The organism is Pseudomonas sp. Irchel 3E13 (genome assembly GCF_900187455.1).
In the GTDB taxonomy this organism is placed as follows: Bacteria; Pseudomonadota; Gammaproteobacteria; order Pseudomonadales; family Pseudomonadaceae; genus Aquipseudomonas.
Window position 1 is genome coordinate 1 of the sequence record NZ_FYDX01000013.1, and the last position, 20,974, is coordinate 20,974.

19 protein-coding genes are annotated in these 20,974 nt (G+C 65.0%); 11 read left to right on the plus strand and 8 right to left on the minus strand.

Features of this window, described 5'->3' with window-relative positions:
* Positions 1 to 599: autotransporter domain-containing protein (locus tag CKW37_RS22140; protein ID WP_143502111.1), on the plus strand; the 599-nt coding region annotated here is incomplete at its 5' end.
* Between the two features lie 94 nt (positions 600 to 693).
* Here CKW37_RS22140 and dmpG read toward each other — a convergent pair.
* The 4 genes from dmpG to CKW37_RS22160 form a co-directional block, all read right to left on the minus strand.
* Positions 694 to 1,716 carry a 4-hydroxy-2-oxovalerate aldolase gene (dmpG, locus tag CKW37_RS22145; protein ID WP_095158401.1) on the minus strand — a complete coding sequence of 341 codons (1,023 nt, stop codon included), beginning with the start codon at positions 1,714 to 1,716 and terminating at the stop codon, positions 694 to 696.
* Between the two features lie 10 nt (positions 1,717 to 1,726).
* Positions 1,727 to 2,650: an acetaldehyde dehydrogenase (acetylating) gene (locus CKW37_RS22150; protein ID WP_095158402.1), complete on the minus strand. Its 924-nt coding sequence runs from the start codon at positions 2,648 to 2,650 to the stop codon at positions 1,727 to 1,729.
* 22 nt (positions 2,651 to 2,672) lie between these two features.
* Positions 2,673 to 3,464, minus strand: coding sequence for a fumarylacetoacetate hydrolase family protein (locus tag CKW37_RS22155; RefSeq protein WP_095158403.1), 792 nt, complete (start codon positions 3,462 to 3,464; stop codon positions 2,673 to 2,675).
* 77 nt (positions 3,465 to 3,541) lie between these two features.
* Complete coding sequence (locus CKW37_RS22160; protein WP_095158404.1) at positions 3,542 to 4,315, minus strand: glucose 1-dehydrogenase; 774 nt, start codon at positions 4,313 to 4,315, stop codon at positions 3,542 to 3,544.
* A 173-nt stretch (positions 4,316 to 4,488) separates the two neighbouring features.
* Here CKW37_RS22160 and CKW37_RS22165 point away from each other — a divergent pair, with 173 nt between their 5' ends.
* From CKW37_RS22165 to CKW37_RS22190, 6 genes are all read left to right on the plus strand, one after another.
* The gene (locus tag CKW37_RS22165; RefSeq protein ID WP_095158405.1) at positions 4,489 to 4,944 is read left to right on the plus strand and encodes a transposase; all 456 of its coding nucleotides are present in this window, start codon (positions 4,489 to 4,491) and stop codon (positions 4,942 to 4,944) included.
* Between the two features lie 437 nt (positions 4,945 to 5,381).
* Positions 5,382 to 6,569, plus strand: coding sequence for an acyl-CoA dehydrogenase family protein (locus tag CKW37_RS22170; protein ID WP_095158406.1), 1,188 nt, complete (start codon positions 5,382 to 5,384; stop codon positions 6,567 to 6,569).
* 65 nt (positions 6,570 to 6,634) lie between these two features.
* Positions 6,635 to 7,657: a ferredoxin--NADP reductase gene (locus CKW37_RS22175; protein ID WP_095158407.1), complete on the plus strand. Its 1,023-nt coding sequence runs from the start codon at positions 6,635 to 6,637 to the stop codon at positions 7,655 to 7,657.
* 14 nt (positions 7,658 to 7,671) lie between these two features.
* The gene (locus tag CKW37_RS22180) at positions 7,672 to 9,279 is read left to right on the plus strand and encodes a FadD3 family acyl-CoA ligase (RefSeq protein WP_256587841.1); all 1,608 of its coding nucleotides are present in this window, start codon (positions 7,672 to 7,674) and stop codon (positions 9,277 to 9,279) included.
* 87 nt (positions 9,280 to 9,366) lie between these two features.
* On the plus strand, positions 9,367 to 11,019 hold the full coding sequence (locus CKW37_RS22185) for a DUF1302 domain-containing protein (protein ID WP_095158408.1): 1,653 nt from the start codon (positions 9,367 to 9,369) through the stop codon (positions 11,017 to 11,019).
* A 61-nt stretch (positions 11,020 to 11,080) separates the two neighbouring features.
* The gene (locus tag CKW37_RS22190) at positions 11,081 to 12,310 is read left to right on the plus strand and encodes an NADH:flavin oxidoreductase (RefSeq protein ID WP_095158409.1); all 1,230 of its coding nucleotides are present in this window, start codon (positions 11,081 to 11,083) and stop codon (positions 12,308 to 12,310) included.
* Between the two features lie 328 nt (positions 12,311 to 12,638).
* On the opposite strand, the gene CKW37_RS22195 is transcribed toward CKW37_RS22190, so the two are convergent.
* Both CKW37_RS22195 and CKW37_RS22200 read right to left on the minus strand, forming a co-directional pair.
* A complete protein-coding gene (locus CKW37_RS22195; RefSeq protein ID WP_095158410.1) occupies positions 12,639 to 13,625 on the minus strand; it encodes a ribonuclease T(2) in 987 nt (328 codons plus the stop codon).
* Positions 13,626 to 13,762: 137 nt separating this feature from the next.
* Entirely contained in the window at positions 13,763 to 14,596 is an 834-nt protein-coding gene (locus CKW37_RS22200; RefSeq protein WP_095158411.1) for an alpha/beta fold hydrolase, read from the minus strand.
* Positions 14,597 to 14,853: 257 nt separating this feature from the next.
* Between CKW37_RS22200 and CKW37_RS22205 the strand changes: the two genes are divergently transcribed.
* The 4 genes from CKW37_RS22205 to CKW37_RS22220 all read left to right on the plus strand — a co-directional run bounded on the left by CKW37_RS22205 (position 14,854) and on the right by CKW37_RS22220 (position 18,271).
* Complete coding sequence (locus CKW37_RS22205) at positions 14,854 to 15,588, plus strand: SDR family NAD(P)-dependent oxidoreductase (RefSeq protein ID WP_095158412.1); 735 nt, start codon at positions 14,854 to 14,856, stop codon at positions 15,586 to 15,588.
* Positions 15,589 to 15,597: 9 nt separating this feature from the next.
* Positions 15,598 to 16,371, plus strand: coding sequence for an SDR family NAD(P)-dependent oxidoreductase (locus CKW37_RS22210; protein WP_095158413.1), 774 nt, complete (start codon positions 15,598 to 15,600; stop codon positions 16,369 to 16,371).
* Entirely contained in the window at positions 16,368 to 17,003 is a 636-nt protein-coding gene (locus CKW37_RS22215; RefSeq protein WP_095158414.1) for a nuclear transport factor 2 family protein, read from the plus strand. Before CKW37_RS22210 ends, CKW37_RS22215 begins: the two co-directional genes overlap by 4 nt.
* 668 nt (positions 17,004 to 17,671) lie before the next feature.
* Positions 17,672 to 18,271 (plus strand): hypothetical protein, encoded by a 600-nt coding sequence (locus CKW37_RS22220; protein ID WP_143502113.1) that lies wholly within the window; start codon positions 17,672 to 17,674, stop codon positions 18,269 to 18,271.
* A 194-nt stretch (positions 18,272 to 18,465) separates the two neighbouring features.
* Here CKW37_RS22220 and CKW37_RS22225 read toward each other — a convergent pair whose 3' ends face one another.
* Positions 18,466 to 19,653 carry an acyl-CoA dehydrogenase family protein gene (locus tag CKW37_RS22225; protein ID WP_095158416.1) on the minus strand — a complete coding sequence of 396 codons (1,188 nt, stop codon included), beginning with the start codon at positions 19,651 to 19,653 and terminating at the stop codon, positions 18,466 to 18,468.
* Positions 19,650 to 20,816, minus strand: a complete 1,167-nt coding sequence (locus CKW37_RS22230) for an acyl-CoA dehydrogenase family protein (protein WP_095158417.1) — start codon at positions 20,814 to 20,816, stop codon at positions 19,650 to 19,652. The genes CKW37_RS22225 and CKW37_RS22230 overlap by 4 nt, the downstream gene beginning before the upstream one ends.
* Positions 20,817 to 20,974: the final 158 nt, after the last annotated feature.

Here is a 20,974-nt window from a genome sequence, read left to right on the forward strand (position 1 = left end):
TCAGCTACCAACTCGACGCCTTCGCCGCACGCATGGGCGCCGGTTATAGCTGGCACGACATCGACAGCAAACGTCATGTCGCGGCGGGCAGCTACAACGAAGAGCTGAAAGCCAAGTACAAGGCCGGCACCGCGCAGGTCTTCGGCGAAGTGGGCTACACCGTCGAGGCTGGCGGCGTGGCACTGGAACCGTTCGCCGGCATCGCCTACGTCAACTACGACAGCGACACCGGCCGCGAGAAAGGCGGGGCGGGTGCGTTGGAGGCCAGTTCGAAACAGGACGCGACCTTCACCACCGTCGGCCTGCGCGCCGGCAAGCAATTCACCTTGGGTAACGGCACCACCCTGACCCCGCGCGGCAGCCTCGGCTGGCGGCATGCCTTCGGCGATACCACGCCGGATGCTGATCTGCGCTTTGTCGATGGTGGTGCGGCGTTCAGCACCCAAGGCGTACCGATCGCCAAGGATGCCGCCGTGGTCGAGGCGGGGCTGGATGTGAGTGTTGGCGCGGCGGGCAAGCTGGGTGTTGGCTATTCGGGGCAATTGTCCAGCGATAGCCGGGACCATGCAGTGACTGTGAGCTTCAGCATGGGCTTCTAGGGCCTAAATCGCTGGCAAGCCAGCTTCCACAGATTCAGCACTGAACTTGAGACTTGTGCAGTATCTGTGGGAGCCGGGCTTGCCGGCGATGCTCTTAACCGCGCTGCCGCGCCAGCGTCATCGCGGTATCTTCAATCATGTCCTCCTGCCCGCCGACCATCCCGCGTCGGCCCATCTCCACGAGAATCTCCCGCGCCGACACGCCGTATTTCTTCTCGGCGCGCTTGGCGAACAACAAGAACGAACCGTAGACCCCGGCAAAGCCCATGGTCAGGGCATCGCGGTCGCTGCGGATCGGGAAGTCCATGATCGGCACCACCAAATCCTCGGCCACGTCCTGGATCTGGAACAGGTTGACGCCGGTCTCGATCCCCATCCGTTCACACACCGCTACCAACACTTCCATCGGCGTATTACCGGCACCGGCGCCAAGCCCCGCGCAGGCGGCATCGATGCGGGTGGCGCCAGCGGCGATGGCGGCAATCGAGTTGGACACGCCCATCGACAGGTTGTGGTGGCCGTGGAAGCCGATTTCGGTTTCCGGGTTGAGCGCGGCACGCAGGGTGGCGACGCGCACGCTCACGTCCTCGGGCAACAGGTAACCCGCCGAGTCGGTGAGGTAGATGCAGTTGGCACCGTAGCTCTCCATCAACTTGCCCTGTTTCGCCAGGCCCTCGGGGCTGTTCATGTGGGCCATCATCAGGAACCCGACCGTGTCCAGGCCCAGCTTGCGGGCGTGGGTAATGTGCTGCTCGCTGACATCGGCCTCGGTGCAGTGGGTAGCCACGCGAAGGGTGGAAACCCCGAGTTCATGGGCCATCTTCAGGTGATCGACGGTGCCGATGCCGGGCAGTAGCAGGGCGGAGACTTTCGCCTGCTTCATCAGCGGGATCACCGCCGACAGGTAGGCTTCGTCGCTGTGGGCCGGGAAACCGTAGTTCACCGAGCTGCCGCCGAGGCCGTCGCCGTGGGTGACTTCGATCAGCGGGATGCCGGCGGCATCGAGGCCGCAGGCGATGTCTTTCATCTGTTGCAGGCTGATCTGGTGACGCTTGGGGTGCATGCCGTCACGCAGGCACATGTCGTGTACGGTGATGCGCTTGCCACGAAGGTCCATGGTGTTCTCCTTAGGCGTGGGCGGGCTGGACGGCGCGCAATTGCAGCTCGCCCTTGAGGATGGCTTCGGCGTACATCTCGGCGGTGCGCGCGGCGGCGGCGGTCATGATGTCGAGGTTGCCGGCGTACTTGGGCAGGTAGTCGCCCAGGCCCTCGACCTCCATGAACACCGAGACCCGGTTGCCGTCGAACACCGGCCCGTTGACCAGCTTGTAGCCCGGCACATAGCGCTGGACCTCGGCGATCATAGCGTCGATGGCCGCGCGAATGGCGTCCTGGTCAGGTTCGCCTTCGGTCAGGCAGTGCACGGTGTCGCGCATGATCAGCGGCGGCTCGGCCGGGTTGATGATGATGATTGCCTTGCCTTTTTTCGCGCCGCCGACTTTCTCGATAGCGCTGGAGGTGGTGCGGGTGAATTCGTCGATGTTCTTGCGCGTGCCCGGGCCCACCGATTTCGACGCCGCAGTGGCGATGATCTCTGCATACGCCACCGGCTGCACGCTGGACACTGCCGCCACCAGCGGAATGGTGGCCTGGCCGCCGCAGGTGACCATATTGACGTTCATCGCGCCCAGGCCGAGGTTGGCCTCGAGGTTGACCGGCGGCACGCAGTACGGGCCGATGGCCGCGGGCGTCAGGTCGATCATCAGCACGCCCAGCTCATTCAGCTTGCGGCTGTTTTCCGCGTGGACGTAGGCCGAGGTGGCGTCGAAAGCGATCTGGATGTTGTCGTCGAGCACGTGCGGCAGCAGCCCGTCGACGCCGTCCGCGGTGGTTTTCAGGCCCAGTTCGCGGGCGCGCGCGAGGCCTTCGGAGGTGGCGTCGATGCCGACCATCCACACCGGTTCCAGTACCTCGCTGCGCTTGAGTTTGTACAGCAGGTCGGTGCCGATATTGCCCGGCCCGATCAGCGCGCATCTGATTTTCTTGCTCATCGTCTGTGGCTCCCCAGGGTGCTCAAGGTATGAAGCGCAGGCTGGACTGGCCCAGCCCGCTCATGGAAAGGCTGATGCGATCACCGGCGGTGACCGGCACCAGCGGCGCCAGGGCGCCGGAAAGAATGATTTCGCCACGGCGAAACGGAATGCCCAGTTCGCCCAGGGTGTTGGCCAGCCAGGCCACCGCCGCGCAGGGATGCCCCTGAACCGCCGAGCCGAAGCCGCTGCCGGCGGGCACGCCGTTCTTCAGCAGGTGCATTTCGACGCGGGCCAGGTCCAGCTCGCGCGGGTCGATACGCTGGGTGCCGAGGGCGAATACGCCGCAGGAGGCGTTGTCGGCGACCGTGTCCTGGATGCGGATCTGCCAGTTGTCGATCCGCGAATCGACGATCTCGAAGCACGGCATCACCGACTCGGTCGCGGCGAGCACGTCGTCGGCGCTGATGCCGGGACCGTGCAGGTCCTCGGCGAGGACAAAGGCGATCTCGCCCTCGGCCCGGGGCTGGATCAGGTGGTAGCGGGCCAGGCTGACATCGCTGCCATCGGCCACTTGCATGGCGTTGGTGAGGAAACCGAAATCGGGCTGATGCACGTCGAGCATCTCTTGCACGGCGCGGCTGGTGACGCCGATTTTCTTGCCCACCACCTGCTCGCCGAGGGCTTCGCGACGTTGCAGGAAACGCAGGGAAATGCGGTACGCGTCATCCAGGGTGATATCTGGAAAGCGCTCGCTCAGCGGCGCGAGGGTCTTGCGGCTGCGCAGGGCGTGGAACAGCTCGGCGCCGAGGGCATCGATCAAATGGGCGTCCATGACGGGGCTCTTTCTGCAGGAAGAAAAAAGGCCGGCCCCAACGGGTTCAAGGTGCCGGCCAAAAAGGGGAAGCGGTGTCAGCCGACCCAGACGCTGGAATCGGCGCCGCCATCGACATCGATGATCTTGCCGGTGACCCAGGCCGAGGCCGAGCTCGCCAGGTACAGCGCGGCGGCGGCGATGTCCTCGGGGGTGCCCAGGCACTTGAGCGGGGTGTTGGCTTCCATGCTCTGGCGCATGGCGGCGGGCATGACCCCGGCGAGGGCGTCGGTCAGGGTCGGGCCGGGCGCCACGGCGTTGACCCGCACCTGCGGGGCGAAATCCTGGGCCAGCAGACGGGTCAGGTGGCTGAGGGCGGCCTTGGCGCTGCCGTAGGCGCTGAAGTGACGCTGCGAATAACGCGCCGCCACCGAACTGACGTTGATGATGTTGCCGCCGCCGACCTCGCGCATCAGCGGCACACAGAGCTGGCAGAAGGCGTAGGCGGTGGAGACGTTGAAACGCAGGATCTCGTCGAACTGTTCCGGGCTCAACTGCAGCGGGTCATTGGGCCCGCCACCGCCAACGTTGTTCACCAGATGGGTAATGCGGCCCAGTTGCTCGTGGCTCTGGCGGACCAGGGCCTGGCGTTGTTCGCTGTCGTTGACATCGCAGGCGATGGCCAGGGCGCGCCGGCCGAGGGCGCGGACCTCCGCGGCCACCGCCTCGACGTCCACCAGAGAGCGCGCCGAGCAGACCACATCGGCCCCGGCCTCGGCATAGGCCAGGGCAATCGCGCGGCCGATTCCACGGCCACTGCCGGTGACAATGGCGACGCTGCCGTCCAGTTGGAATCGCTTGAGGATAGTCATGGGCTGTCCCTTCTCCTGTGGTTTGGATGATGGAAGGGACTATGGCCGGGGCGGGGATTTGGGGGCATCGTCTCAATGGACTAGCGGGATGGAGTGAAATATGTGGAACCACTGATGCTCGGCCGTTGATCCGGCGGTGCACTAGGTTGGGGTCTCTATTGCAGGAGGCTGATATGGATCGTCCACACAACAAGCGTTTGCGCCATGGTCGTTTTTCCGAGCAGGGGCGTTTGTATCTTCTGACCACTACGGTTGCGGACAGGGTCCCGATTTTTCGGGAGATGTGCCTGGCGAGACTGGTAATTGTACAGTTCCGGCAAGTGCAGGATGAGGGGCTGGCGAATTCGTTGGCTTGGGTTGTAATGCCTGACCATATTCACTGGTTGATAGAGCTGCGGCAGACCAGCCTCAACACGCTGATGCAGCGCTTCAAGTCGCGTAGCGCCCGCCTGGTCAACGCGGCGGGCGGGCGCCAGGGGCGGCTGTGGCAGCCGGGCTTTCATGATCGGGCGTTGCGCCGGGAGGACGATATTCTCGAGGTTGCGCGGTACATCGTGGCCAATCCTTTGAGGGCCGGGCTTGTGCAGCGCTTGGGTGATTATCCGCATTGGGATGCCGTGTGGTTGTAGGGCCATCGCGAGCAAGCTCGCTCCTACAGGTTGGGGATGGGGGGGTAGGAGCGAGCTTGCTCGCGATGCGCCGCGCAGGCGGCGCTCGATCTAAAGAACGCTGAAATCCCTCTGTTGCGCCGGGAGGGTGATTCCTATGAGGGCCGGGCTTGTGCAGCGGTTGGGTGATTATCTGCGTTGGGATGCAGCGTGGCTGTGGGGCCATCGCGAGCAAGCTCGCTCCTACAGGTGGGGTAGGGGCTCAGGCTGGGGTAGGAGCGAGCTTGCTCGCGATGCGCCGCGCGGGCGGCGCTCGATCTCAAGAGCACTGAAATCCCCCGCCATGCCCTCGATACCAAAAAGCCCTAGTCCGCTTTGACGATGAACGACCCCGCCCGCGAATCCGATCATCCCCCTCAGCTTGCGCAAGGGCGCAACCAGATCGGGAGAGTCGAGCGATGTACAGCATGCGTGACAAGAATGAAGAAGAAGTCGAGCTGATCGAGCGGGCACGACGCCTGGTGCCGTTGCTCAAGGAGCGCGCCGCGCAGGCCGAGCGCGAGCAGCGGGTGCCGGACGAGAGCATCATCGAGCTGCAAGCCGCCGGTCTGTTGCGCGCGCTGCAACCCCGCGCTTTCGGCGGCTACGAGGTCGACCCGCGGACCTTTTTCGAAATCCAGATGATCCTCGCCGAGGGCTGCATGTCCACCGCCTGGATCTACGGCGTGATGGGCGTGCACCCCTGGCAATTGGCGCGCTACCCGATCGAGGCGCAACGCGAGGTCTGGGCCAATGACCACGGCGCGCTGATTTCTTCCACCTACATGCCGTCGGCCAAGGTCACGGTGGTGGAGGGCGGCTACCGCATCAGCGGACGCTGGGGCTTCTCCAGCGGCAGCGAGCACTGCCAGTGGGTGTTCCTCGGCGGCATCCTGCCGGCCGACGGCGATTTCACCAGCGAGCACGGCACCTTCCTGCTGCCGCGCCAGGACTACCGCATCGAGCACAACTGGGACGTGCTCGGCCTGCGCGGCACCGGCAGCCACGACATCGTGGTCGAGGACGCGTTTGTCCCGGCGCACCGCGTGCAGCGCACCAACAACTGGCGGATCGAAGCCACCCCGGGCCGCCTGGTCAACACCAACCCGATCTACGCCATTCCCTTCGCCCAGGTGTTTTCCCGCGCGGTTTCGACCTCGGCCATCGGCGCGCTGCAAGGGGCGATCAACGAGTTCCGCGCCAATGCCGCCGCGCACATCGGCAAGCACGGTGCGCGTACCGCGGACGACCCGGTGGCGCAAATCTCGGTGGCCGAGGCGGTGATCACCGTCGATGCCCTCAAGCTGGTGCTGGAGCGCAACTACGACCACCTGATGAGCCTGGCCTGCGCCGGCGAGTACCCGGACACCGAAACCCGCCTGCTGTATCGCTATCAATCGTCCTATGTGACCAACGTCTGCGCCGACCGGGTCAACGACCTGCTGCGCAGCATGGCCGCGTCCGGGTTGTACAACAGCAACCCGGTGGCGCGGCTGTTCCGTGACCTGCACCAGGCCCGCGGCCACATCGCCAACAACTTCATGGCCTACGGGCGCAGCTTCGGCGCGGTGCAACTGGGCCTGCCCAACCCGGACCCGTTCGTCTGAGGCCCATCCCATCGCGCGTCCGCCTGCCTGTGCCGCACAGGCAGGTCGCCCGGAGTACCTGAACCATGAATGACTATCTGAGCTTGCGCGTGGCGCGGGTGATCGAGGAAACGGTCGACGCCCGCTCGTTGGTGTTCGACATCCCCGAGCACCTGGCCGAGCGTTTTCGTTATCAACCCGGGCAGTTCCTGACCCTGCGGGTGCCGTTCGAAGGCGGCTGGCTGCCGCGTTGCTATTCGCTGTCGAGCACGCCGTTGCTGGACGAGCCGTTGCGGGTGACCGTCAAGCGCGTGCGCGAGGGCCGCGCCTCCAACTGGCTGTGCGAAGAACTGCAGGAAGGCCAGACCCTGGAAGTGCTGCCGCCCGCCGGGGTGTTCGTGCCGCGCTCGCTGGACAGCGATCTGCTGCTGTTCGGTGGCGGCAGCGGCGTGACACCGGTGCTGTCGATCCTGCGCTCGGCCTTGCTCGCCGGCACTGGCAGGATCTTGCTGATCTACGCCAACCGCGACGAGCAGTCGGTGATCTTCCGCGACGAGCTGCGCTTCCTCGCCAACGCCCATCCGCAGCGCCTGCAGATCGTCCATTGGCTGGACTCGGTGCAAGGCGTGCCGGCCACGGCGCAACTGGCCGAACTGGCGCGTCCGTTTATCGATGCCCAGGCCTTTATCTGCGGCCCGGCGCCGTTCATGGATGCCGCGGTGGCCGCGCTGAAAAGCCTCGGCATGCCCACTGGCCGCGTGCATGTCGAGCGTTTCGTCTCGCTGCCGGGCGAAGGCGAAGCGTTGCCGCTGGTGGTCAGCGAGGCGGCGATGGCCGCGCAACTGGCGGTGCGTCTGGACGGCGAGGACTACGAGTTGCCCTGCGACAGCGGCGAAACCGTGCTCGACGCCATGCAGCGCGCCGGCCTCAACCCGCCCAGCGCCTGCCGCGTCGGCGGCTGCGCCTCGTGCATGTGCACCCTGGAAAGCGGCGCGGTCGACCTGCTGCACAACGATGCGCTGGACGCAGGCGAGCTGGCCGAGGGCTGGATTCTCGCCTGCCAGGCCGTGCCCACTACCGCGCAATTGCGTATCCGCTTCCCCGAATGATGAGCGAGTCGATGATGATCCCGAGCCAGAACCCAGTCGCAGCCGATACCGGTGCGCCCGCCAGCATCGCCCGGATGCTGTTCGACAGCGCGCGGCGTTTCGCCGGGCGCAGCGCCATCGAAGAAAACGGCGAATGCCTGGACTATGCCGACCTGCCCGAGCAGGTCCTGACCATCACCCGCGGCCTGATGGCCCTGGGCATCCAGGCCGGCGACCGTATCGGCCTGTGGGCGCCGAACAGCCGCCAGTGGATCCTCGCGGCGCTGGGTATTCACTGCGCCGGCGCGGTGCTGGTGCCGGTCAACACGCGCATGAAGGGCGCCGAGGCCGCCGACATTCTCGAACGCAGCGGCTGCCGCGTGCTATTCGTGCAGCGGCAGTTTCTCGATGTCGATTACACCGCGCTGCTCGAACCCCACCGCCCGGCGAGCCTGGAGCATCAGGTGATCTTCGATGTCGAGCGTACCACCGACGCCCGTGACCTCGGCTTCGGCCAGTTTCTCACCGGCGCCCTGACCATCGAAAAACTCACCGCCGAGCGCCGCGCCTTGTCGATCGGGCCGGACGCCATGTGCGACCTGCTGTTCACCTCCGGCACCACCGGCAAACCCAAGGGCGTGATGAGTGCCCACGGCCAGAACCTGCGGGCGTTTGGCGAATACGTGCGGGTCATCGGCCTGGTGCCGGGGGACCGCTACCTGATCGTCAACCCGTTCTTCCACGCCTTCGGCTACAAGGCCGGCTGGCTGACCTGCCTGATCGCCGGGGCGACCATCCTGCCCCACGCGGTTTTCGACGCCGACGCGGTGTTCCAGCGCATCGCCAACGAACGCATCAGCGTGCTACCGGGGGCGCCGACCCTGTACCTGTCGCTGCTGGCCCACCCACGGCTGGCCGAGACGGACCTGTCCAGCCTGCGTATCGCCGTGACCGGCTCGGCGAGCATTCCGCCAAGCCTGATCGAGCGGATGCGTAACGAGCTGGGCTTCAGCGTGGTGACCACCGCCTACGGCCTGACCGAATGCGGTGGGCTGGCGACCCTGTGTGACCCCGGCGACAGTGCCGAGACCATCGCCGGCACCAGCGGCCGGCCGTTGTCCGGCACCGAAGTGAGCATCCGCGACCCGCAGAACCAGGCACTGGCCCAGGGCGACAGCGGGGAAATCTGCCTGCGCGGCTTCCATGTGATGCAGGGCTATTTCGAGAACCCCGAAGCCACTCGCGAGGCGATCGACGCCGACGGCTGGCTGCACACCGGCGACGTCGGTCGGCTCGACCCGCAGGGCAACCTGGTGATCACCGACCGCCTCAAGGACATGTACATCGTCGGCGGCTTCAACTGTTACCCGGCGGAAATCGAGGCGGCGCTGATCGCCCACCCGGCCATCGCCCAGGTCGCGGTCATCGGCATCCCCGATGCGCGCATGGGCGAGGTTGGCTGCGCCTGCGTGGTGCTGCGCGAAGGCCGGCAACTGGAGGAGGGCGAGCTGATCGCCTGGAGCCGCGAGCGCATGGCCAATTACAAGGTGCCGCGCAGCGTGCGGCTGTTCCCGGCGCTGCCGCTCAACGCCTCGGCCAAGGTGGCGAAGAACGAGCTGCGTGCGTTGGTGGGCAACGGCTGATTTTCACCAAACGGACGATGTGCCGGCGCGGGGGCTGTTCCAGGCTGCGCCGGCAAGCCCCAAAACAACAAGAAAGGAGAAAGGAGCATGTCTTTGCCCAAGCGAATCGCCACCCGTGATGTTCGTCGTCGCAGCCTGCTGGCACTGGCCGTCGGCCTTGCCAGTGGCGCGGCCAGCGCCGGCCCGAGCTTCGAGCTGGGGGACAACACCACCCTCGACACCTCGCTGACAGTCAACTACACCGCCTCGATGCGTACCGGCAAGCCGGCCCACGAGTACCTCAACGACCTCAACAACGACGACGGCACGCGCAACTTCAAGCGCGGCGCGCTGATCAACAACCGCGTCAGCCTGTTCGGCGAAATGCTGCTCAAGCACGACAACCTCGGCGCGGTGCTGCGCGGCAGCCACTTCTACGACGACGTCTATCACCAGCGCAACGACAACGACTCGCCCGGCACGGTGAACAAGGTCGGCCGCGCCGACGGTTTCAGCGACGACACCCGCCGCCTCAGCGGCAGCAAGGCGCGGCTGCTGGACGCCTATGTCTACGGCAACTTCGACATCGGCGACACCCAGTACCTGTCGGTCAAGGCTGGCCGTCACCTGGTGGCCTGGGGCGAGAGCCTGTTCTGGGCCAACATCAGCCAGGGCCAGGCGCCGGTCGACGCCACCAAATTCAACGTGCCGGGCACCGAGGCCAAGGACTCCTACCTGCCGGTGGGGCAGGTTTCGGGGTCCTGGTCGCTGAACGAAGACCTGGCGCTGGTGGGCTTCTACCAGTACGAGTGGGAAAAGACCCAGCTCAACCCGGTGGGCGACTACTTCGGCAGCGACACCTTCGGCCCTGGCGCCGAGTTCTTCCGCCTCGCGCCCGGGGTGATCGCCAACCTGCCGGACAAGAGCTTCACCGGGGTCAATTACGCCGGCGAACTCAAGCCGCGCGACAGCGGCCAATGGGGCCTGGGCGTGCGCTACCGGATCACCGAGAACACCGAAGTCGGGCTGTTCCACTACCGCTACCACGAGCGCGTCGGCTCGATGTTCTTCGACTTCAGCGGCACCACCGAATACTCGTCGCTCAAGCGCCTGGCGCGGCACAGCGGCGTGGAGTCGGCGCCGGCCTATCGCCTCGGCTACTTCGAGGACGTCGCGCTGACCGGTATCAGCTTCAGCTCGAAGATCGGCGATTCGGTGCAGTACGCCGGCGACCTCAGCTACCGCGACGGCGCCTCGGTGTACCTGGACAACGGCGCGCCGACCACCGGGCAAATCTGGCAAGGCAACCTCAACGCGTCGTACATCCTCGGCCCGAGCTTTATCGCCCAGCAGACCACCTTCATGGGTGAAGTGGTGCACCAGCGCATCGAGAGCGTCGACAAGCTGGTGGTCAGCGGCGGCGGGGCGGGCGTCGATGGCGTATACGACAACTTCGAGTCGGCCACCCAGACCCGCGGCTCGACCCTCCTCGGGATCGGCGCCTACATGGACTACCCGTCCATCGCCAACGGCCTGGACCTGACCACCAAAGTGGTGTGGACGCAGAACGTCGACGGCAGCGCCTACCAGGGCCTGGGCCGCGACGAGAAGCGCCTGACCGTGGGCGGCGACTTCAAGTACCTGGGCAACTTCCAGGTCGGCCTGACCTACGTGGCCTACCTCAATTCGCCGGATATCGCCCAGGGCCGCCTGATGGCCGACCGCGATTACCTGTCGTTCAACGCCAAATACACCTTCTGACGCAATCGGCCACGCCCTGGCGGCGTGGCCGGTTTTGTTCGTCCAAACGTCGAGGCCTGTCATGCAAACCCGTTCAGCTCCATCGCCGTTCAGCCCCGTCACCATCGGCCCGCTGACCCTGAAAAACCGCTTTATCAAGGCCGCCACCAACGAAGGCATGAGTGCCAACGGCGTGCCCTCCAAACAACTGGCGGCATTGCACGCCAACCTCGCCGGCGGCGGCGTGGCCCTGACCACGGTGGCCTACTGCGCGGTCAGCAAGGACGGCCGCACCTTGCCCAACCAGTTGATCCTCGAACCGTCCAGCCTGCCGCACTTCAAGGCCCTGACCGAGGCCGTGCACGCCAAGGGCGGCCTGGCCAGCGCGCAGATCACCCATGGTGGTTGCTTCACCTTCATCCGCGAGCGCTCGACCAAACGACCGCTTTCGGCCAGCGGCGGCTTCAACAAGATCGGCATGATGAGCGGCATGTTCCTCAAGCAAGCCATGACCGAGCGCGACATGCAGCAGGTGGTCGAGGACTTCGCCCAAGGCGCGCGACTGGCCCGCGAGGCCGGCTTCGACGCGGTGGAAATCCACATGGGCCATGGCTACCTGCTCAGCCAGTTCATCTCGCCGCTGTACAACAAACGGCGCGATCAATACGGCGGCAACCTGGAAAACCGCCTGCGCTTCCCGCGCCGGGTGCTGCGCGCGGTGCTCGACGCGGTGGGCCACGAGCTGGCGGTGATCTGCAAATACAGCATCACCGAAGGCGTGCGCGCCGGTAACAGCGCCGAAGACGGCGCCCGCATCGCGCGCCTGCTGGAAGAAGAGGGCGCGCACCTGCTGGTGCTCAGCGCCGGGATGAACGCCGAGTCCATCACCACCATGTTCGGCTCGTCCTTCCCCAAGGAAAACCGCGTGCAACAGAAGAACCCGGTGATCGCCCTGGCCATGGCCATCCAGCGCATGACCGACCCGGTGGTGGAGTTCCGCGAACTGTACCTGCTGGAACACGCGCGCAAGGTCCGCGCCGCGGTGAAAATGCCGCTGGCGTACCTGGGCGGCGCCAAGAGCCTGGGCAGCATCGAACAACTGATGAGTGAAGGCTTCGACCTGGTTGCCATGGGCCGGGCACTGATCGCCGAGCCGGGGTATGTGAACAAACTGGCCAATGGCGAGGGGCGCAGCAACAAATGCACGGCGTGCAACCGTTGCGTGGCGATGATGTATACGCCGGGCGGGACCTCGTGCGTGTTGGGGCAGCCGGGGGATGCTGCGTTGAATCGGGTGCCGGCGGCGGGCTAGGTGATGGGGCTGGGGCTGTGGGCTTATCTATTCGATAAAGTCTGGGGAAGCTGAGGACGCTATCGCCGGCAAGCCGGCTCCCACAGGGGACCCGAAGCGCAGCGTAGGGCCGGATGCAGGAGCCAGCGGTTTTCGTCTATTTTGCGAAGACAAAATGGACTCGCCGTAAAGGCGAAAGGGGCCGGCGGCTTCGCCACATTGAATGGATAAGCTCACAGCGCTAGCGCCAACACCCAGGCCCAAGGTGGTCGCCTTATCGCGAGCAAGCTCGCTCCTACACATACATGCACATGCATGCACATGCATGCGCGTTCAGGCGCTGCGGCTATCAAACGCCCGAGCCACTGGCCTCGATCCGGATCCGGTCCGCTCGGCACTCACCGCGGTCAGTCGCCTGGCGGGGCAGGAATGCCTGGCCGATAACGCCCTTCAACGTGCGCTCGCCCTTGAAGTCCTTCGGCAGCGACACCCGGATCTCCTCCAGGTAGTCACCGCTGCAGATCAGCAGAAAATTATTGCCCACATCCTTGCTGCCAAACTCATCGGCCAGTTTCGAATAGAACTGCTCCCTGGACACTTCTCCACCCACGTTGCCACGGATGTATTCACCGGCCTGGGAGTCATTGAAGGACTTCAGCAAGTCCACCGCGAACCGGAAGTACGCGTCATCGGTCATGGCCGTCTGGCACACGCCGTGTTTCTTCCATTCGTAGTTGCCGAACTGCGTGCCGTAATGAAAGTTCGGCATCCACGGCGTGATGTAGTCCACGGTGTCGGCGGTCAGATCGAGGTCGGCGCCGTCGCACTTGCCGTAGTCAATCCCGCATTCCTGTTTGTTCGGCCACAGCCCGTGCAAGGTGAAGTGGTTGACCGTCAGCGCGCCGTCTTTCATGGCCTGGCACTCCGGTTTCGCCGGGCCGCCCTGGTCGTGTTCGCAAAAGCCCGGCTGCCAGGTCACGGCCAGCACATAGCTGTCGTATTGGTCGGGAATCCGGCACGCCTGCGATCCCGCTTCGGAGATCACCAGCCCGTCGACCTGGCCGCAGTCGGCGGAAACCCAGCGCAGGTCGTTCTTCCCCGCGCCGACCTTGACCCTGATCCACTGGTACTGCTCGCGGTTGACCTCGGCGATCCGGTAGGTCTGCCCCGGCTCGACGGAAAGGTCGCCAGGGTTGGTCCTGTTCTTGAACGATTGAAAGGCTTCGCAGCGCTGCGAGACGGAAAAGGTGCCCGCGCTGGTTTCCACGGCCAGTGCGTTATCGACGTTGACGAAGGTGAGCAAGGTTGTGAGGGCGAGTAAGGCCAGACGATCCATGGTTAGGTCCTGTGTCAGCAAACGGGTGCCTGTTGACGCGGGAGATTAGCGTAGTCGTGGCCTGATGGCGCGGAGAAACCAAGGGGAAAAGGGGCGTGCCCGAGAGCAGTGTTTGCTGCTCCGGGCGGTGTCCTGACTCAACCGAACTGGAGGAACTCCACGCAACTGCGGTTGAACAACGCCCGGTGCTCGACCTGCACCCAGTGTCCGCACTGGTTCAGCACGATAAAGCGTGCCTTGGTTGCGCCATCGATGATGCGCTGGGCGCCGCTGACCGGGTTGAAATTGTCGTTGCTGCCCCAGAAACCGAGGATCGGGCACTGGATCTCGCCCAGCCGGCTTTCCATGTTCGGCACCATCATGGTGCTGAACAGGTTTTTCGGCTGGGTCACCGCCACCGCCACCCGTTCCTGCAGCAGGTCTTCCGGCAGGATCGAAGGGTCGAACAGTTGCAGGCTCATCATGCTGCGCATTTCTTCCATGCCGATCGGGCCGGCATTGAACAGGCTGACCATGCGCAGGATGCCCGGCATCTGGAAGTAGGTTTCGCGCTCTTCGACGCCGCCTGGTGCCAGCAGGATAAGTTTTTCCGCCAGCTCCGGGTGACGCAGCGCCAGGCCCAGGGCGATGGCGCCGCCCAGCGAGTTGCCGAGCAGGGTGCAGCGATTGACGCCGATCTGCTGCAGGAACGTCCCCACGCAATCGACGAAGAAATCCAGGTTGTACTGCACGTCATCAGGCTTGTCGGAGCGGCCAAAGCCGGGCAGGTCGAGGAGGATGTTGCGGTAGCCGGCGGCGACGAAATCCGGCGCGTTGCCTTTGAAGTTGCTGTAGCCGCTGGCACCCGGGCCGCTGCCATGCAGCCAGAGCACCACGGGACCTTCGCCCTGGTCCAGGTAGTGCAGGCGCAGCCCGCCGGGCAGGGTCTGGTAATGGCCGACGGGCAAGGGCAGGTCTACGGATTGGTTCATGAGGTTCTCCAGGTCTGCGGATGGACGCGCAGACCGGCCGGGTGTGGTGGATGAGCGAAGGGGTAAGCCACACCCGGCCAGTGTGCGCCAGGGGATGCTCGGCCCTGCGCGGCGTTGCCACATCGTCCGTTCAGACCACATGGCCCGGCGGCGCCGCTAGTCCTGTTGGACGATGTTCGCCCCGGGGCGCCGGGCCAATCATGCCGGGGAGGGCTCGCTGTCCGCGGGTCGCGTCGAACATTTCCAAGGAGAACGCTATGAAGCTGCAGAACAAGGTGGCCTTCGTCACCGGCGCCGGGCAGGGCATGGGCCAGGCCATCGTGCGCCGGTTCGTCGCCGAAGGGGCGAAAGTGGTGGCGGTGGACCTCGATCAACAGGCCCTGGCCGCCAGCCTGGCGGACCTCGGCGAGAACGTCCTGGCGCTGTCCTGCAACGTCGCCGACAGCGCGTCGGTGGCCGATGCGATGGGCCAGGTCGAGGCGCGTTTCGGTGGCCTCGACATCGTCGTCAACAACGCCGGCGTCGGTGCCCTCGACAGCTTTCTCGATACCCCCGACGAAAGCTGGGCGCGGGTCATCAACGTCAACCTCGGCGGCACCTTCCTGTGTGCCCGCGAAGGCGCGCGGCTGATGCTCAAGGGCAAGCGCCAGGGCGCGATCATCAACCTCTCCAGCACCGCCGCGCTGACCGGCGAAGGCCCCAGCCATTACTGCGCGTCGAAGGCCGCGGTCATGGGCCTGACCCGTTCCATCGCCCGCGAACTGGCGGCCAGCGGCATCCGCGTCAATACCCTGGTGCCGGGCCCGACCAACACGCCGATGATGGCCGGCATCCCCGACGAACACATGCAGGCGCTGCTGAAAAACGTGCCGCTGGGACGCATGTGCGAAACCGACGAGATCGCCCGGGTGGCGGTGTTCCTGGCCAGCGAAGACGCCAGTTTCATGACCGGCCAGAACATCGCCGTCAACGGCGGCATGGCCTTTATCTGAGGAGTTTCCATGAGCAAGCGTCTGCAAGGAAAAATCGCCTTCGTCACCGGTGCCGGCTCCGGCATCGGTGAAGCCACCGCCCTGCGTTTCGCCGAGGAAGGCGCCGTCGTGGTGCTTTGCGGGCGGCGTCCCGAACCACTGCAGGATCTTCAGGAACGAATCCAGGCACTGGGCGGCCAGGCCGAAGTCGCGGTGGCCGATGTCAGCGACGAGCACGCTTATGTCGCCGCGCTGGAAGCCACGGCCAAGCGCCATGGCCGCCTGGATATTCTGGTCAACAACGCCATGGCCTACACCTGGGGCGGCATCGACAGCATGACCACCGCCGACTGGCACGCCAACTTCAGCACCACGGTGGACGGGACCTTCTGGGGCACCCGCACCGCCATGCGCCTGATGCAGGCCAATGGCGGCGGCGCCATCGTCAACATCGCCTCGATCTGCGGCCTGTTCGGCACCGCCTGGATGGCCGGTTACTCGGCGGCCAAAGCGGCAGTGATCAACTTCAGCCGCGCCGCTGCCAGCGAAGGCGCGCCGCACAAGGTGCGTTGCAACGTGGTCATCCCCGGCGTGGTCGACACCCCGGCCACCGCCGGCATGCTCAGCGATGCCCGGACCCGCGCCAATACCGAGAAGGTCATCCCGATGAAACGGGTCGGCCTGCCGGTGGAACTGGCCAACGCCATCCTGTTCCTGGCCAGCGACGAAGCGTCCTATGTCACCGGCGCGAGCCTGAGCGTGGACGGCGGGCGCAGCTCCGACCTGTACACGGTGCTGGAATGAGCCAGGACGACGCCTCGCTGCTGCAGCGCATCGACCGTCTGGAATCGCTCGACGCCATCCGCCAGTTGGCCGGCAAGTACGCGCTGGCGCTGGACATGCGCGACATGGACGCCATGGCCAACTGCTTCGCCGCCGACGTGCGGGTGGGGCGCGACAAGAGCGGCCGCGCGCACCTCAAGGCGTGGCTGGACGAAACCATGCGCAAGCAGTTTCACGGCACCTCGCACCACCTGGGCCAGCACATCATCGAATTCAGCGACCCGGACCATGCCACCGGCGTGGTCTATTCGAAGAACGAGCATGAGACCGGGCCCGAGTGGGTGATCATGCAGATGCTCTACTGGGATGATTACGAGCGCATCGACGGACGCTGGTGCTTCCGCCGTCGGCTGCCGTGCTACTGGTACGCCACCGACCTCAACAAACCGCCGATCGGCGGCCTGAAAATGCGCTGGCCGGGGCGTGAACCCTATGCCGGCACCTTCCATGAGCTGTTCCCGTCGTGGGACGGGTTCTGGGCCAACCGGCCGGACAAGGACGCACTGCCGCAGATCGCCGAGCCGGCACCGCTGGAGGGGTTCTTGCAGACAATGCGACGGGGGGCGGGGGATCCGAAGATTCGGGTGCGGTGAGAGAGGAGCAGAAAAGCCGTCGATTGACGGCTTTTTTGTCGTTGTCCTCTCGGGCCTCATCGCTGGCATCTACACAATTTATGCATGTGTCAGCCGACATGTCTTCAGCGCCCTTGAGATCGAGCGCCGCCCGCGCGGCGCATCGCGAGCAAGCTCGCTCCTACATCGGTTGCAACGTACCTATGCCTGTCAGGCCATGGTTGAACGCCTTGTTTGTACGACGCGGTATCGAGTCGACATCAACAACCTCCCCGCGATTCATCGCCAAGCGCCAAGTGCGGGCAACACCTCTCTGTCAGGCCATGGCACGTTGCAACCGATGTAGGAGCGAGCTTGCTCGCGATGCGCCGCGCGGGCGGCGCTCGATCTCAAGGGCTCTGAAAACCTGTCGGCTAGCGCTTGGTGGCCATTACTCGGCCTTATGACAAGCGCCTTCCAGTCACCACATGATCGAAAGATGGGTAGATACCCATGCAGCGATGGCGCCCGCCCTGGCAACAGCGTTGCCTCGGCTGGCCTCATCGCTGGCAAGACCGGCTCCCACAGGTTCTGAGCCAGTCACTGAAACTTTGTTCAGTCACCACCCTGTGGGTGCCCTATGACGGTACCTTTCATGAGCTGTTCCGCCATGGGAATCCGGCCAACCTGATATTTCTGCCAGTTGTGGGATGTTCTCGCTACGCGCCGAATGGGGAGCGCCACTTCCGCCATTGCAACTGGTCGGACCTGATGCCCAGGCGGGGGCGGTGGAGGTGATGGTCAGTGAGTCGAAGGGCCTGGAACAGCCATTCACGCTAACCCTCACAGCGGCGAGGGACGATGTGGCGATCACGTTCGAACATGACTCTTTTTATCCCCCCGTAATTGATGAAAACGCGCTGCTGCATTTTGAGTTTACTGCCCCCCAAGGAGAACACTTTGATCTGACTTTTCGTGTCAACGGTGACAACAACACTGCAGGGATCTATATTTTTTCAGAAGACGCTTTGCTGTTTACCAACGAATTCATGAATAGCTATCAAGGCCCATGGCCCGCCAAGTTTGAGCTTGTTGCCATTCAGAATGGCGACATCGTCGCTACCGCAACGCTTAACCTGCTCGACGTTCGCAAGGTAGTCGTTGATAGCCTTTACATCATCCCTCTGCCGTCCGACCAGGTCACTATTCCAACAGAAGGGAAACTATCGTCGTGGCAGCCCCCCGGTTTTTCGACAAGGAGGGTATACCGGTACCTTTTGCTGAAGTGCACTGGGTCGTGCGGTTGTTGAAAGAAGTCCGGGGAGTAAGCGCGACTGCACACATCTTCACCATCACGCCTTCTGCAGAGCCGGGCGTGTTTAATCCTGTTCTTTACGAACTGACTTCCAACACGTATCACCAGGGAACAATCCATCTTATTGCGTGAGTAAAAAGTACAGATCCAGGAGGCCACGTTGCAGTTGCCTCCTGGATGTCCTCCCCGCTACCTGCGCATCTCCCGCGGCATCCCCAGCGCCCGCTCGGCAATCACATTGCGCTGGATCTCGTTGCTGCCGCCGTAGATGGTGTCCGACCGGGTAAACAGGAACAGCGACTGCAACCGGCTCAACTCATAAGGCGCGCCGTCGAGAACCTCCGCTTGCGGTCCCAGCACATCCATCGCCAACTTGCCCAGTTCGGCATGCCAGGTGGACCAGGCCAATTTATAGATCATCGCTTCGCGCGCCAGGCTGCCGTCTTGCGGGCCGGAGAGCATGCGCAGCGAGTTGTAGCGCAGTACTTTGAGCCCGGCCCAGGCGCGGGCGATGCGCTGGCGCAGCAACGGGTCGCGGCTGGCGCCGTTGTTGCGGGCGATGCGAATGACCTCGTCCAGTTCGTTGTGGAACTGCATCTGCTGGCCAAGGGTGGAGACGCCGCGCTCGAACCCGAGCAGGGCCATGGCGATCCTCCAGCCATCGCCGGGCTCGCCGACCAGGTTGGCGATCGAGGTCCGCGCCTGGTCGAAGAACACTTCGTTGAACTCGCTGGTGCCGGTGAGTTGCTGGATCGGCTGCACGCGAATCTGTTCCTGGGCCATCGGCACCAGCAGGAACGACAGCCCGTGATGACCGCTGCTGCCCGGTTCGGTTCGGGCCAGCACAAAGCACCAATCAGCTTCATGGGCCAGCGAGGTCCAGACTTTCTGCCCGCTGATCAGCCAGTACTCGCCGCTGTCGTCGAGGCGCGCGCGGGTCTGCACATTGGCCAGGTCCGAGCCGGCGCCGGGCTCGGAATAGCCTTGGCACCAGAACTCACGGCCGCTGAGGATGCCTGGCAGCAGCCGGCGTTTCTGATCAGTGTTGCCGAAGGCGGCGAGGGTTGGGCCGACCAGTCCTTCGCCGATATGGCCCATGCGTCCGGGGCCGCCGGCGCGGGCATATTCTTCGTGGAAGATCACTTGCTGGCTGATGCTCAGGCCGCGGCCACCGTGTTCGGTGGCCCAGCCGACGCCAGTCCAACCGCCCGCTGCGAGTTCGCGTTCCCAGGCTTTGCGTTGCTCCGGAAAGCTGTGCTCGTCGCCCGGCCCGCCGCGAAAACGCAGGGGCTCGAACTCGCCGCGCAGGTGTTCGGCCATCCACTGGGCGACGTCTTTGCGGAAGGCTTCGTCCGCGCTGTTGAATCCGATCTTCATGGGCGTTGCTCCAGGAGTTGCGCGGCCAGGCGCTCGGCGTGCCAGGCCGGGGTGCCAAGCCACTGTTCGCCGGCCCGGGCGCGTTTGAAATACAGGTGCGGGTCGTATTCCCAGGTGAAGCCGACCCCGCCATGCAACTGGATGGACTCGGCCGCGCAATGGAAGAAGGTTTCGCTGGCGTGCAGCTTCGCCGTGGCGGCGGCGGCGAGCAGTTCGCTGGCCAGCGCCGGGTCGCCCTCGACGGCAAGACGTTCGCCGGCGACACAGGCGGCGTACCAGAACGCCGAACGGGCGCATTCGACTTGCAACATCATGTCGGCGCAGCGGTGCTTGATCGCCTGAAAACTGGCGATAGGGCGGTTGAATTGCTTGCGTTCGGCAACGTAGGCCAGGGTCAGGTCCAGCACCTGCTGGGCGCCGCCGGTCTGTTCCGCGGCCAGGCCAATGGCGGCGATGCTCAGCACGTCGCGCAACAACGGCCAGCCCTGGCCGACGACGCCGAGCAACTGGGCATCAGCGGCGCGCACGCCATGCAGTTCGACCCGCGCCAGGCGGCGGGTCTGGTCGAGGGTGGGCAGGGCGTTGCGAATGATGCCCGGGGTATCGGCGGGCAGGGCGAACAAGCTGATGCCGTGTTCGCCCTGGCTGCCCGGTTCACGGGTGGCGACGATCAGCAGGTCAGCCAGCGCGCCGTCGAGTACCTGCGCGCAAAGCCCATCGAGGACATAGCCGCCGGCTTCGGCGCGGGCCGTGATCCGCACGCTGTCGGCGTCCATGCCCGCACCCCACGCCAGGGTGGCGCGGGTGTCACCAGCGGCGATCGCGCCGAGCCAGTGGGCCTGCAACGGCGGGTTATCGGCCAGCAGCAGGGCCGGGGTCGCCAGGCACGCGGTGGCGAACAGCGGCGAGCCGAGCAGGAAACGCCCGCACTGTTCCTGCAACACGGCCAACTCGACGAAGCCCAGGCCCATGCCGCCGTACGCTTCCGGCACCATCAGCGCCGGCCAGTACAGCTCCTGAGCGATGCGCTGCCACAGCGCCGGGTCATAGTCATCGACACGCGCCATGCCCGCGCGTACGGCGGACGAGTCGCTGGCCTGGGCCAGAAAGCGCTCGGCGCTGTCGCGGATCATCAACTGCTCTTCGGTAAAGGCGAACTCCATGAGGACGGATCTCTGCGGGACGAAAGGATGCCGCAGTCTAGGGGTGGCGCTTTTACGGGCGAATCATTGAAACGGACTAGGCGCTTTGTGAAGTACGGTGATGGCGTTCCGCGGGTGTTGAACAGGCACCGCTACTAATGTGGGCCTTATGAAGTTTC

Excerpts from the sequence above, each read along its gene's own strand:
- dmpG (WP_095158401.1), bottom strand. The coding sequence starts at position 1,716 with ATGGACCTTCGTGGCAAGCGCATCACCGTACACGACATGTGCCTGCGT.
- CKW37_RS22150 (WP_095158402.1), bottom strand. The coding sequence starts at position 2,650 with ATGAGCAAGAAAATCAGATGCGCGCTGATCGGGCCGGGCAATATCGGC.
- CKW37_RS22155 (WP_095158403.1), bottom strand. The coding sequence starts at position 3,464 with ATGGACGCCCATTTGATCGATGCCCTCGGCGCCGAGCTGTTCCACGCC.
- CKW37_RS22160 (WP_095158404.1), bottom strand. The coding sequence starts at position 4,315 with ATGACTATCCTCAAGCGATTCCAACTGGACGGCAGCGTCGCCATTGTC.
- CKW37_RS22165 (WP_095158405.1), top strand. The coding sequence starts at position 4,489 with ATGGATCGTCCACACAACAAGCGTTTGCGCCATGGTCGTTTTTCCGAG.
- CKW37_RS22170 (WP_095158406.1), top strand. The coding sequence starts at position 5,382 with ATGTACAGCATGCGTGACAAGAATGAAGAAGAAGTCGAGCTGATCGAG.
- CKW37_RS22175 (WP_095158407.1), top strand. The coding sequence starts at position 6,635 with ATGAATGACTATCTGAGCTTGCGCGTGGCGCGGGTGATCGAGGAAACG.
- CKW37_RS22180 (WP_256587841.1), top strand. The coding sequence starts at position 7,672 with ATGATCCCGAGCCAGAACCCAGTCGCAGCCGATACCGGTGCGCCCGCC.
- CKW37_RS22185 (WP_095158408.1), top strand. The coding sequence starts at position 9,367 with ATGTCTTTGCCCAAGCGAATCGCCACCCGTGATGTTCGTCGTCGCAGC.
- CKW37_RS22190 (WP_095158409.1), top strand. The coding sequence starts at position 11,081 with ATGCAAACCCGTTCAGCTCCATCGCCGTTCAGCCCCGTCACCATCGGC.
- CKW37_RS22195 (WP_095158410.1), bottom strand. The coding sequence starts at position 13,625 with ATGGATCGTCTGGCCTTACTCGCCCTCACAACCTTGCTCACCTTCGTC.
- CKW37_RS22200 (WP_095158411.1), bottom strand. The coding sequence starts at position 14,596 with ATGAACCAATCCGTAGACCTGCCCTTGCCCGTCGGCCATTACCAGACC.
- CKW37_RS22205 (WP_095158412.1), top strand. The coding sequence starts at position 14,854 with ATGAAGCTGCAGAACAAGGTGGCCTTCGTCACCGGCGCCGGGCAGGGC.
- CKW37_RS22210 (WP_095158413.1), top strand. The coding sequence starts at position 15,598 with ATGAGCAAGCGTCTGCAAGGAAAAATCGCCTTCGTCACCGGTGCCGGC.
- CKW37_RS22215 (WP_095158414.1), top strand. The coding sequence starts at position 16,368 with ATGAGCCAGGACGACGCCTCGCTGCTGCAGCGCATCGACCGTCTGGAA.
- CKW37_RS22220 (WP_143502113.1), top strand. The coding sequence starts at position 17,672 with ATGTTCTCGCTACGCGCCGAATGGGGAGCGCCACTTCCGCCATTGCAA.
- CKW37_RS22225 (WP_095158416.1), bottom strand. The coding sequence starts at position 19,653 with ATGAAGATCGGATTCAACAGCGCGGACGAAGCCTTCCGCAAAGACGTC.
- CKW37_RS22230 (WP_095158417.1), bottom strand. The coding sequence starts at position 20,816 with ATGGAGTTCGCCTTTACCGAAGAGCAGTTGATGATCCGCGACAGCGCC.